This window comes from Streptomyces sp. NPDC006294, assembly GCF_042870895.1.
Lineage (GTDB): Bacteria > Actinomycetota > Actinomycetes > Streptomycetales > Streptomycetaceae > Streptomyces.
Map to the genome: position 1 here is coordinate 244,713 of NZ_JBIAHV010000007.1, position 11,293 is coordinate 256,005.

The window sequence follows — 11,293 nt, forward strand, 5'->3', positions numbered from 1 at the left end:
GGAAGCCCGTCAGCGGTCGTCTTCGTCACTCCGGCCGGACTGCTCGTACGTGACGGCGGCCCGCTGCTCCTCCAGTTCCCGGACCAGGTCCTGGAGCTCCGAGCGGATCCAGTCGCGGGTCGCGACCTCGCCGAGGCCCATCCGGAGCGCCGCGATCTCACGGGTCAGATACTCCGTGTCCGCGATCGACCGCTCGTTCTGCTTCCGGTCCTGCTCCAGATTGACCCGGTCCCGGTCGTCCTGCCGGTTCTGCGCCAGCAGGATCAGCGGCGCCGCGTACGAGGCCTGAAGCGACAGCGCGAAGGTCAGGAAGATGAACGGATACTCGTCGAACCGCAGGTCCGGGGGCGCGGTGACGTTCCACCCCACCCAGGTGATGATCGTCATCGTCATCCAGACGAGGAAGCGGCCCGTCCCCAGGAACCGGGCGATCTGCTCCGAGAACCGCCCGAAGGCCTCCGGGTCGTACTCGGGCAGCAGACTGCGGCGCGGCGGCCGCGGCAGGTCGAGCCGCACCCGGGTCCGCGGCGCGGCACTCGCCCCGGCCGGCATGCGTTCCCGCTCGCTCCGGTCGGGCAGCCCGGGGTCCCGCCCGCTAACCATGCGCGGGGTCCTCGAACTCGGTCTCGCGCCAGTCGTCCGGCAGCAGGTGGTCCAGTACGTCGTCGACGGTCACGACCCCGAGCAGCGACCCGCTCTCGTCGACGACCGGCGCCGCCACCATGTTGTACGTGGCGAGGTGCTGGGTGACCGACCTCAGCGGGGCGTCGGGCGGCAGCGGCGGCAGATCGCTGTCCACGATGGAGCTGACCAGGGTGAACGGCGGGTCGCGCAGCAGCCGCTGGAAGTGCACCGTGCCCAGGTACTTGCCGGTCGGCGTCTCGTCGGGCGGCCGGCACACGTACACCTGCGCGGCGAGGGCGGGGGAGAGGTCCTGCTGACGCACCCGGGCGAGCGCGTCGGCCACCGTCGAGTCGGGGCGCAGCACGATCGGCTCGGTCGTCATCAGCCCGCCCGCCGTACGCTCCTCGTACGCCAGCAGCCGCCTGACGTCCGCCGCGTCGTCGGGCCGCATCAGGGCCAGCAGCCGCTCCTTGTCCGCCTCCGGCAGCTCGGACAGCAGGTCGGCGGCGTCGTCCGGGTCCATGGCCTCCAGGACGTCGGCGGCCCGTTCCTCCTTGAGCTTGCCGAGGATCTCCACCTGGTCGTCGTCCGGGAGCTCCTCCAGCACATCGGCGAGCCGGTCGTCGTCGAGGGCCGCGGCCACCTCGGCACGCCGCTTCGGCGAGAGATGGTGCAGCACATTGGCGAGGTCGGCCGGCCGCAGCTGCTCGAAGGTGGCGAGCAGGCTCTCGGCGCCCTGACCGTGCTCCTCGAGCGAGAAGCCGGTGACGGCGGACCACTCCAGGGTCAGCGTCTCTCCCTTGCGGCGCAGCGCGCCTCCCTTGCCCTTGCGTACGAAGACCTTGTCGATCTCCCAGTCGCGGCGGGCGGGCAGCTGCTGGATCGCCACATCGAGAACGGTGACCTCCTCGCCGCTCTCCACCAGGCGGACCCGGCGGTCGAGCAGTTCGCCCAGCACCAGCCGCTCGGTGGGCCGCTGCTCGAAGCGGCGCACGTTGAGCACACCGGTCGTGATGACCTGTCCCGACTCGACACCCGTCACCCGCGTCATCGGGAGGAAGATCCGGCGACGGCTGATGACCTCGACCACCAGGCCCAGGAGCCGCGGCGGACGCCGACCCACGCGCAGCATCGCCACCAGGTCCCGCACCCGGCCGACCTGATCGCCGTTGGGGTCGAACACGGGCACACCCGCGAGGTGGGAGACGAAGACCCGAGGAGCGCCCGCCGCCATGCTCGCCCCTCTCTTATGCCCGGAAATACTGGCTTTCGACGGGTTCAGGCTAGCCGGTACCGATCCGGCCCGCCCCCGGCTGACGTCCGTACGGCTGCCTGCGTAACGGTGCACCGCACACGGGTACGCTGCGGTCTGCCATCCCCCCAAAGATGAGAGGCAGAGCGCTCGTGACTCCCCTCCCTCCGGCCGGCCGAGTGCGCCGGGCCGCGCTCTCGGCGGTGCTCTGTGCCGGACTGGCCGTGGCGCTCACGGCGTGCGCAGAAGACCCGGACGCGGGGACCAACGGGGTCGGGAAACTCACGGCGGAGGAGATCGAGACCAAGGCGCGGGCGGCGGCCGACGCCGCGAACTCCGTACGTCTCTCGGGCACGCTCGTCAGCAAGGGCGGCACCTACAAGCTGGACATGCGGCTCAAGCAGGACGGCGGCACCGGCTCCCTCACCTCGGAGGAGAACGCCTTCGAGCTGCTGAGGATCGGCGACACCCTCTTCCTGAAGGCCGACGCCGGTTTCTGGAGCCATGCCGACGGCGACGGGGAGAAGGAGCCCGCCAAGTCCGACCTGGAGGCGGCGAAGAAGCTGGCGGACAAGTACGTGAAGGTGCCGAAGGGCGACCCCTCCTACAAGCAGTTCCGCGGCTTCACCGACATGGACGTGCTGCTCGACGGGCTGCTCGGCATGCAGGGCGAGTTCACCAAGGGCGACCGGACCCGCGTCGGCGGGGTGCGCACCATCAAGGTGAAGGCCGGCGAGGGCGGCCGGGGCGGTGTTCTGGACGTGTCGCTGGAGGGCAAGCCGTACCCCCTGCAGTTCCGGCGGGCCGGGGGCGCGGGGGTGCTCACCCTGGCGGACTGGGACAAGGACTTCCCCCTGGCCGAGCCCGCGGAGGGTGAGACGGTGGACTACGGGAAACAGCTCCCCAAGTCGTCCGACCCGGGCGCGGACTCCGGCCAGGGCTCGGACTCCGACGGCTGACGCTGCTGTCAGTGGTGCGGTGCAGGATGTGGGTCATGGAACCTTCGAGGACCGTGCAGATGCTCTGGGACCGCATACAGGACCGGGACTGGGCAGGCGTCGGGGAGCTGCTGGCGGACGACCTGGTCGTGGAGTGGCCGGTCAGCGGTGAACGCATCCTCGGCCGCGAGAACTACGTGCGCGTCAACGCGGAGTACCCGGAGGGATGGTCGAGCAACGTCCTGCGCATCCTGCCGTCCGGAGACGACGTCGTCTCCGAGGTCGAGGTCCCGCACGACACGATGGGCGTCCACCGGGTGGTGTCCTTCTGGACCGTTCACGACGGCCGGATCACCGGCGGCCGCGAATACTGGACGGAACTCGGCGCGGACCCCTCTCCAGAGTGGCGGGCTCCGTACGTCCAGCGGATCTGAGACCGCGGGGTCAGCCCTCCTCGACCACGTCGAGGACCTTCGTCTCCGGCGTACCGATCAGCGCGGGCGCCTTCTCCCGCGACGGCCAGACGTTCGCGACCAGGGCGTCGCGGAACTTCTCGGCCTCCCCCGCCGTGTCGAAGTCCAGGTCGACGACGACGTACTTCGGATTGTCGACGGGCTGCTGGATGCGGTAGCCGCGTACGCCGCCCTGGCGACGGAAGTCGGCGAACCGGTCGAACGCGGACTTCCATGTCTCCATGTCGGTGATCGCGTGCTCGATGTGGAGCGTCACCATGGTGCTCTCCTTGGGCCGGCGGGGCTTGCGCTTTCATGGTCGCCGCAGCGCCGCGTCCCGGCGCGCCGAAGCCCTGCGGCGGGCGTGTTCCCCTCCCCGCCCCTTCCCGCTGTACCGGATGTGCGGCTCCGCCGCGTGGCGGGGCAGGCCCCGGACCCCGCACCGCCCTCCGGGCCGGGCCCGGGCTTCGCCCAGGCGCGGTGGCCTCACTCTCCCCCTACGGCCTGGCGGCCGTGGGTGGGGGCGCCTCCCACGCCCCCCCGTAGGGGGAGTACCCCCAGGCCCGGCTCCTTTGGAGCTCCGCCGGCTATTGGGGCGCGGGTCCGGGCAGAGCCCGGTTCGGGAAGGGACGGGGTGGGGTGGGGTGGGGAACAGGCTCCGCGCAGCGGCAGCCCCCGTCAGCCGCGCCGCCCCCGCCGCTTCAGGAGAAGCCGCGGCAGCGCCGCCGGCGCCGGCCGCCGGGTGGTCGCGACGGTCGGCAGGGGCGCGGCCGCCAGCGAGCCGTCCGGCAGCTCCGTGGCGACCTCCCGGGGCTCGAGCCGCAGCACGCGGCACTCGCGCGCCCAGCGCTCCGTCATCTGCTCGGCGTCCGGCGCGTTCAGCCGCTTGCCCTTCAGTTCGGCGACGGCGGCGTGCCACTCCTCGGAGCGCGGGACCAGCTCGGTCACGCGGGCCGACCAGGCCACCAGCCGGCCGCCCTTGTCCTTGCTCCGGACCGTGACCTCCGCGTCCCCGCCGTCGGCGAGACCCGGTAGCGGCTGTTCGCCGGGGCCGTCGCCGACGATGTGCGCGGCGCCCTCGTGCCACACGTGCCACAGGGCGCGCGTGGGGCCGTCGCCGCGGACCCAGACGAGGCCGGACTTCCTGGTGGCCTCCTCGACGAGCGCCCGGCCGAGCAGATGCGATGTCATGCGTGCAGCCTATCGACCGGCTCCCGCCGCCGGCCCTACAGCCAGCCGTTGCGCTTGAGCGTGCGGTGGATCGCGAAACACACCACGGCGATCCCGGTGAGCACCAGCGGATAGCCGTACTTCCACTGGAGCTCCGGCATGTGCTCGAAGTTCATGCCGTAGATCCCGCAGACCGCCGTGGGGACGGCGATGATCGCCGCCCACGAGGTGATCTTGCGCATGTCCTCGTTCTGGGCGACCGTCGCCTGGGCCAGGTTGGCCTGGAGGATGGAGTTCAGCAGCTCGTCGAAGCCGATGACCTCCTCCTGCACCCGCGCGAGGTGGTCGGCGACGTCGCGGAAGTACTTCTGGATGTCGGGGTCGACCAGCCGCATCGGCCGCTCGCTCAGCAGCTGCATCGGCCGCAGCAGCGGCGAGACGGCCCGCTTGAACTCCAGCACCTCGCGCTTGAGTTGGTAGATCCGCCCGGCGTCGCCGCCGCGCGTGCTGCCCTTGGCGGGTGCGGAGAAGACCTCGATCTCCACCTCGTCGATGTCGTCCTGCACGGCCTCCGCGACCGCGATGTAGCCGTCGACGACATGGTCCGCGATGGCGTGCAGCACCGCGGAGGGGCCCTTGGCGAGCAGTTCGGCGTCCTTCTGCAGGCCGTGCCGCAGCGCACGCAGCGAGCCCTTGCCGCCGTGCCGCACCGTGATGACGAAGTCCCGGCCGGTGAAGCACATCACCTCGCCGGTCTCCACGACCTCGCTGGTCGCGGTCAGTTCGGCGTGCTCCACGTAGTGGATCGTCTTGAAGACGGTGAACAGCGTGTCGTCGTAGCGCTCCAGCTTCGGCCGCTGGTGGGCGTGGACCGCGTCCTCGACGGCCAGCGGGTGCAGCCCGAACTCGGCGGCGATGCCCGCGAATTCGGCCTCGGTGGGCTCGTGCAGCCCGATCCAGGCGAAGCCGCCGCCCTCCCGCACCCGCAGCATCGCCTCGTGCGGAGTGAGGCAGACGCTGCTCTCGAGGCGACGGCCGTCGCGGTAGACGGCGCAGTCGACGACCGCGCTGGACGCCGAGGGGTCACGGGTCGCGTCGTAACCGCTGTAGGGGGTGCTGCTCTTGCGCAGCGAGGGGCGGACCGCTGCGCGCAGGTCACGGATCATCGACATGGCTGGCTCCTTCACGGAGAGGCCGTCGGCGGTGGCGTGGCACAGCCCGGAATGGGGACGTGAGGCATACGTCCGCAAAGCGGGCGGCACCGCGGTGACGCGGTGACGGCGTTCGCTACAGACAGGCAAAAACGAAGTGCTCGCGCTCTTCCGTCATGCGAAACGCCGTAGGGCCCCGTGCGGGAGAAGTCCTCAGCTCACCGGATCCGGCTCGTCGGGTCAGGGCCGTCGAGAGGAAGGGTGCCGTGCGGAAGAGCTGCTGGTACTGCACGATCGACTTCGATCCACCGCAGCCTCACCTCCTCCGGCCGGTCCCCCATGAGGGACGACGTGTCGTCAGGACTCGAAGGCATCACTTCTGTGTGCCGTCCCGACCAGCGGCCAAGCGTATCAGCCGACTACGGGTCAATCCCTGTGTTTGCCCGTTCCTTACGCGACCTATGCTCGCCACATGGAAGATGTTCTCGCTCTCGTCGAAGCCCGGCTGCGCAGCGCACTTGGCGAACCGGACGCACGCGCCGCGGTGACGTTCCTCGGTACCGACCGTATCGAGGTCCTGCGCTTCCAGGGCCGGGACAGCGGCAAGGACATCGTGCGATACGCCACTCTCGGCATGTCCGCGCACCCGATGGCGGACCCCACCGCGACCCTCGCCGACCCCGTGAAGGGGCCGCGCGCCGAGCTGGTGCTCACCGTGCGGGCCGGCCTCGCGGACACCGACAAGGTGCTGCGCCCCCTCGCCGTGCTCGCCGCCTCACCGCAGGTCGAGGGCGTGATCGTGGCGCCGGGCGCCTCGCTCGACGTGGGGGAGGCGCTCTGGCCGTCGGCGCCCTTCAGCTCGGTGCTGGTCGCGGAGCCGGGCGGTCTGGTCGAGGATCTCGAACTGGACGAGCCCATGGACCCGGTGCGCTTCCTGCCGCTGCTGCCCATGACGTCGAACGAGGCGGCGTGGAAGCGGGTGCACGGCGCGGCGGAGCTCCAGGAGCGCTGGCTGACGCACGGCACGGACCTCCGCGATCCGCTGCGCAGGTCCGTGACCCTGGACTGAGCCCGGCCGACAGGTCGTGTCACCCCCCGCATGACGGGGTTTCAGCTCCGGGCCGCACCGCCCGAGAGCGCCGGTACATGCGCCGCACATCTACTCTTCCGGGACGAAGGCGCGCTCCGGACGGGTGATCGTCCTTGACGCGGGGTCGGCCGGAGAGGACCGTTGGTCCTTATGAGGGGCGAACCCAGTTGCCCGAAGTGCGGTGGCCGGGTGAGGGCGCCCGGTCTCTTCGCCGATTCCTGGCAGTGCGGTGTGCACGGTGCTGTGCACCCTCTCCAGCCGGTGATCCCGCCCAGTGTCGAGGCCCTCGGTGTCGTGGTGCACCGCGCTCAGGTCCCGGTGTGGATGCCCTGGCCACTGCCGGTCGGCTGGCTGTTCACGGGCGTCGCCTACGCGGGCGACGACCGCAGCGGCGGTCGTGCCACGGCGGTGGCGTGCTCCGGTCCGGGGCCGCTCGGCGGCATCGGCGAGCTGGTGCTGGTCGCCGAGGAGCTCGGCGTCGGGCTCGGCTCGCGCTACGCCGGGATCGACGGACCCGATCCGGGATCGCACATCGAGGTCGCCAAGCCGCCCCAGGCCAAGGTCCTGGCAGCCGGCCGGCCCACCCCCCTGTGGCATGTCGGCGGCTCCCCCGACGACCGCGCGGTGTTCGCGGGCGAGGCGCGCGGGCTGTGGCTGTGGGCCGTCGTCTGGCCGGAGCAGTCCGGGCTGCTGATGTACGACGAGCTGGTCCTCACCGACCTGCGGGACGCGGGCGCGGAGGTCGAACTGCTGCCGTGCGGGGCGCTGTCGCCGCGGCTCCTGTCGTAGCGGAGGCGCCGTGCCGCCCTCCGCCGCCGCGGCAGGGCGGCCGGAGGGTGCCCGCGCGGCAGTTATCCTGAGGTGTCCCCTGTCCGCCCCCGAGCCCCGGAGTCACGCGTCGTGCGCATCGATCTGCACACCCACTCCACGGCCTCGGACGGCACGGACACTCCGGCGGAGCTCGTACGGAACGCGGCCGCGGCCGGTCTGGACGTCGTCGCGCTCACCGACCACGACACCACCCGGGGCCATGCCGAGGCGGCCGCGGCCGTCCCCGAGGGCGTGACCCTCGTCACCGGCGCCGAACTCTCCTGCCGCCTCGACGGCGTGGGCGTGCACATGCTCGCGTACCTGTTCGACGCGGAGGAGCCCGAGCTGCTGCGTGAGCGGGAGCTCGTACGCGACGACCGGGTGCCGCGTGCCCGGGCCATGGTGGGCAAGCTGCGGGGACTCGGCGTGCCCGTCGAGTGGGATCAGGTCGCCCGTATCGCCGGGGACGGCTCCGTCGGCCGGCCCCACATCGCGGAGGCCCTCGTCGAACTCGGTGTGGTGCCCTCCGTCTCCGACGCCTTCACCCCCGAGTGGCTGGCCGACGGCGGCCGGGCGTACGTCGAGAAGCACGAACTCGACCCCTTCACCGCCGTCCGCCTGGTCAAGGCCGCCGGCGGGGTCACCGTCCTCGCCCATCCGCTCGCCGTGAAGCGCGGCCGGGTGGTGCCCGAGGCGGCCGTCGCCGAGCTGGCCGCCTGCGGCCTCGACGGCATCGAGGTCGATCACATGGACCACGACGAGCCGACGCGCGCCCGGCTGCGGGCCCTCGCCGCGGAGCTCGGGCTGCTGACGACCGGTTCGAGCGACTACCACGGCAGCCGCAAGACCTGCCGGCTCGGCGAGTACACCACCGACCCGGAGATCTACGGCGAGATCACCCGCCGCGCCACGGGCGCGTTCCCGGTGCCGGGCACGGGCGGAGTCCGTCCGTAACCCTCGCCCGTCCACCGCGTACCACCCTCTCCCCGCAAGGTCACCACTGTGTTCGACGCTGCCGTTTTCGGCTCTCTGTTCCTGACCCTTTTCGTCATCATGGATCCCCCCGGGATCACCCCGATCTTCCTGGCCCTGACCTCCGGCCGCGCCACCAAGGTGCAGCGGCGGATGGCCTGGCAGGCCGTGGCCGTCGCCTTCGGTGTGATCACCGTCTTCGGCATCCTCGGTCAGCAGATCCTCGACTATCTGCATGTCTCCGTGCCCGCGCTGATGATCGCCGGCGGGCTGCTCCTGCTGCTGATCGCCCTCGATCTGCTCACGGGCAAGACCGACGAGCCCCAGCAGACCAAGGACGTCAATGTGGCGCTGGTGCCGCTGGGCATGCCGCTGCTGGCCGGCCCCGGTGCGATCGTCTCCGTGATTCTCGCCGTGCAGCACGCGGACGGGGCCGGGCAGCAGATCTCGGTGTGGGCGGCGATCGTCGCCATGCACGCCGTGCTCTGGCTGACGATGCGCTATTCGCTGGTGATCATCCGTGTGATCAAGGACGGCGGAGTGGTGCTGGTGACCCGGCTCGCGGGCATGATGCTCTCCGCGATCGCCGTACAGCAGATCATCAACGGCGTCACCCAGGTGATCCAGGGCGCGTGATCCCGCCCCCGCAGACAACGCGCCCCCGTACGGATCGTCCGTACGGGGGCGTCACACGCCGGGAACTCGCAAGCGTTATGAAGCAGTGGTGGAGTCGGCGGGCCGGATATAGATGCGCTGGCCGGTGTTGGCGGCGTGCTGCACGATCCGGTTGACGGAGGCGGCGTCCACGACCGTACTGTCCACGGCGCTGCCGTTGACGTCGTCCAGTCGCATGATCTCGAAGCGCAAGGCTTCTCCCTTCGTCGTGATCCTCCTGCAGGAGAACTGTGTGGCAGACGGGTGCTCCCCGCCCTGGTACCTACGGGTACAACGAGATGCATTCTGCAAACATTCCCTACGCTAAGGAAATTTTTCGAATGCCTAAGTACTGGCGAGTAGCGCTCGGGACACGGACAATGAGCCGCGTATGAACGACGACGCCGAGATCCGCGACATCGCGACCCGCCTGGAGCGCACCAATGAGCTCCTGCAGCGGATGCTCGCCGAGGTCGCGAAGACCCCTTCCACCCATGCCATCTTCGTCGACGCCGGTTACGTCTATGCTGCGGCCGGGTTGCTGGTGGCGGGCACCGAGGACCGGCGCTCCTTCGACCTGGACGCCGAGGGCCTGATCGAGGCGTTCATCGACAAGGCGCGCACGATCTTCGCCGACAGCCGGCTGCTGCGGGTGTACTGGTACGACGGCGCCAGGCGCCGGATCCACACCCCCGAGCAGCAGTCCGTCGCCGAACTGCCCGACGTCAAAGTGCGGCTCGGCAACCTGAACGCCAACAACCAGCAGAAGGGCGTCGACTCCCTCATCCGCACCGACCTGGAGTCCCTCGCCCGGCACCGTGCCATCAGCGACGCGGCGCTCGTCGGCGGCGACGAGGATCTGGTCTCCGCGGTCGAGGCCGCCCAGGGCTACGGCGCGCGGGTCCACCTCTGGGGCATCGAGGCCGGGGAGGGGCGCAACCAGGCGGAGCCGCTGCTGTGGGAGGTCGACAGCCAGCGCACCTTCGACCTGGACTTCTGCCGCCCGTACATCACCCGCAGGCCCGTCACGACCTACGAGAACGAGGGCACCCCGCCGCCCTCGCGCGACGAGGTGCGCTTCGTCGGCGCGCAGATCGCGGCGACATGGCTGGTGGAGCGGGGGCGCGCAGAGATGGCCGAACTGCTGCCCGGTCACCCCTATCTGCCCGGCCCCGTCGACCAGGACCTGCTCATCGAGGCCGAACGACGGCTCCAGCGCTCACTGCGCGGTTACGCCGTGCTCAGACGGGCGCTGCGGGACGGGTTCTGGCAGCACCTGCAGGGTCAGTTCTGAGCCCAGAAGTCCACGAGCGCGGTGGCCGTCTCCAGGGGACGGTCCGTGTTCGGTGAGTGCTCCGCCCCGCGGATCACCGTCCGGTGCGCGTCCAGCCGCCGGGCCATCTCGTCCAGCAGCGGCACGGGCCAGGTGTCGTCCCGCTCGCCCGACAGCACATGCTTGGGCAGTGGCCGTACAGCGGCCAGCTCCGCGACCCGGTCCGGCTCAGTCGTCAGCTGACGGCCCGTCGCCAGGAGTTGGGCCGGCTGGTGGCGCAGCCACCGCCGCCGCAGGTCCTCACGGCCCTCGGTGGCCTCCTCCGCCGCGTCCTCCGGGGCGTCGAAGGCCAGGATCGCCTGCCACACCTGCTCCATCGACATCACGGTGAGCGCGTCGCTCAGCAGCTTCACCCGCTGCTGCTGGGCCGGACTGATCTGCGCGGGCCCCGAGGACATCAGCGTCAGCGTCGCGAACGGGGAGGCGTCGAGGAGGACGGCGGCCCGGGCGATCTGACCGCCCAGCGAATGCCCCACGAGATGCAGCGGCCCGCCGTCGCCGCAGAGCGCGGCAGCCTGCGCAAGAACGTCCCTCGCCAACCCGTCCTGGGCGTACGCGGCTTGATCGGCCGGGCCGTCGGTCTCGTACTGCCCGCGTCCGTCGACCGCGACCACGCGGTAGCCGGCCGCCGACAGCGGCTCGAGCAGCGCGATGAAGTCCTCCTTGCTGCCCGTGTATCCGGGCAGCATCAGCGCGGTGCCGCAGGTGTCTCCTGCCGCCGGCCGCGCGTCGAGCACGGCGAACTCACCGCGCGACGTCGACAGCGCGCGGGAGACGGCGCAGGAGGGCGGGACGAAGGTGGGAGGCCGGCTCATGCGCACGAGGCTAGCGCGGAGCCCGCGCGTCG

The 11,293-nt window shown here is 71.2% G+C and carries 14 protein-coding genes; 7 read left to right on the forward strand and 7 right to left on the reverse strand.

Annotation, left to right across the window (positions count from 1 at the left end; genetic code table 11):
• Positions 1-9 precede the first annotated feature (9 nt).
• Both ACFYOP_RS14710 and ACFYOP_RS14715 read right to left on the reverse strand, forming a co-directional pair.
• Positions 10-603 (reverse strand): DUF1003 domain-containing protein, encoded by a 594-nt coding sequence (locus ACFYOP_RS14710; protein ID WP_356892387.1) that lies wholly within the window; start codon positions 601-603, stop codon positions 10-12.
• Positions 596-1,858, reverse strand: a complete 1,263-nt coding sequence (locus ACFYOP_RS14715) for a magnesium transporter MgtE N-terminal domain-containing protein (RefSeq protein WP_356892385.1) — start codon at positions 1,856-1,858, stop codon at positions 596-598. Before ACFYOP_RS14715 ends, ACFYOP_RS14710 begins: the two co-directional genes overlap by 8 nt.
• Before the next feature lie 170 nt (positions 1,859-2,028).
• Between ACFYOP_RS14715 and ACFYOP_RS14720 the strand changes: the two genes are divergently transcribed.
• Both ACFYOP_RS14720 and ACFYOP_RS14725 read left to right on the forward strand, forming a co-directional pair.
• Positions 2,029-2,835, forward strand: a complete 807-nt coding sequence (locus ACFYOP_RS14720) for a hypothetical protein (RefSeq protein WP_356892383.1) — start codon at positions 2,029-2,031, stop codon at positions 2,833-2,835.
• A gap of 35 nt (positions 2,836-2,870) precedes the next feature.
• Positions 2,871-3,248 (forward strand): nuclear transport factor 2 family protein, encoded by a 378-nt coding sequence (locus ACFYOP_RS14725; RefSeq protein ID WP_356892381.1) that lies wholly within the window; start codon positions 2,871-2,873, stop codon positions 3,246-3,248.
• 10 nt (positions 3,249-3,258) lie between these two features.
• On the opposite strand, the gene ACFYOP_RS14730 is transcribed toward ACFYOP_RS14725, so the two are convergent.
• From ACFYOP_RS14730 to ACFYOP_RS14740, 3 genes are all read right to left on the reverse strand, one after another.
• On the reverse strand, positions 3,259-3,546 hold the full coding sequence (locus ACFYOP_RS14730) for a hypothetical protein (protein WP_356892379.1): 288 nt from the start codon (positions 3,544-3,546) through the stop codon (positions 3,259-3,261).
• 398 nt (positions 3,547-3,944) lie between these two features.
• Positions 3,945-4,457: a hypothetical protein gene (locus ACFYOP_RS14735; RefSeq protein ID WP_356892377.1), complete on the reverse strand. Its 513-nt coding sequence runs from the start codon at positions 4,455-4,457 to the stop codon at positions 3,945-3,947.
• Between the two features lie 35 nt (positions 4,458-4,492).
• Positions 4,493-5,608: a magnesium and cobalt transport protein CorA gene (locus ACFYOP_RS14740; protein ID WP_356892375.1), complete on the reverse strand. Its 1,116-nt coding sequence runs from the start codon at positions 5,606-5,608 to the stop codon at positions 4,493-4,495.
• A 451-nt stretch (positions 5,609-6,059) separates the two neighbouring features.
• Here ACFYOP_RS14740 and ACFYOP_RS14745 point away from each other — a divergent pair, with 451 nt between their 5' ends.
• From ACFYOP_RS14745 to ACFYOP_RS14760, 4 genes are all read left to right on the forward strand, one after another.
• The gene (locus tag ACFYOP_RS14745) at positions 6,060-6,656 is read left to right on the forward strand and encodes a suppressor of fused domain protein (protein WP_356892373.1); all 597 of its coding nucleotides are present in this window, start codon (positions 6,060-6,062) and stop codon (positions 6,654-6,656) included.
• Positions 6,657-6,827: 171 nt separating this feature from the next.
• Positions 6,828-7,466 carry a DUF6758 family protein gene (locus tag ACFYOP_RS14750; protein WP_356892371.1) on the forward strand — a complete coding sequence of 213 codons (639 nt, stop codon included), beginning with the start codon at positions 6,828-6,830 and terminating at the stop codon, positions 7,464-7,466.
• Between the two features lie 111 nt (positions 7,467-7,577).
• Positions 7,578-8,441, forward strand: coding sequence for a PHP domain-containing protein (locus ACFYOP_RS14755; RefSeq protein WP_356892369.1), 864 nt, complete (start codon positions 7,578-7,580; stop codon positions 8,439-8,441).
• Between the two features lie 48 nt (positions 8,442-8,489).
• Positions 8,490-9,095: a MarC family protein gene (locus ACFYOP_RS14760; protein WP_356892367.1), complete on the forward strand. Its 606-nt coding sequence runs from the start codon at positions 8,490-8,492 to the stop codon at positions 9,093-9,095.
• Between the two features lie 75 nt (positions 9,096-9,170).
• On the opposite strand, the gene ACFYOP_RS14765 is transcribed toward ACFYOP_RS14760, so the two are convergent.
• Positions 9,171-9,326, reverse strand: coding sequence for a hypothetical protein (locus tag ACFYOP_RS14765; RefSeq protein WP_356892365.1), 156 nt, complete (start codon positions 9,324-9,326; stop codon positions 9,171-9,173).
• A 178-nt stretch (positions 9,327-9,504) separates the two neighbouring features.
• Between ACFYOP_RS14765 and ACFYOP_RS14770 the strand changes: the two genes are divergently transcribed.
• Positions 9,505-10,407, forward strand: a complete 903-nt coding sequence (locus tag ACFYOP_RS14770) for an NYN domain-containing protein (RefSeq protein WP_356892363.1) — start codon at positions 9,505-9,507, stop codon at positions 10,405-10,407.
• On the opposite strand, the gene ACFYOP_RS14775 is transcribed toward ACFYOP_RS14770, so the two are convergent.
• Positions 10,398-11,261, reverse strand: coding sequence for an alpha/beta hydrolase (locus ACFYOP_RS14775; protein WP_356892361.1), 864 nt, complete (start codon positions 11,259-11,261; stop codon positions 10,398-10,400). The genes ACFYOP_RS14770 and ACFYOP_RS14775 overlap by 10 nt on opposite strands.
• Between the last annotated feature and the right edge of the window lie 32 nt (positions 11,262-11,293).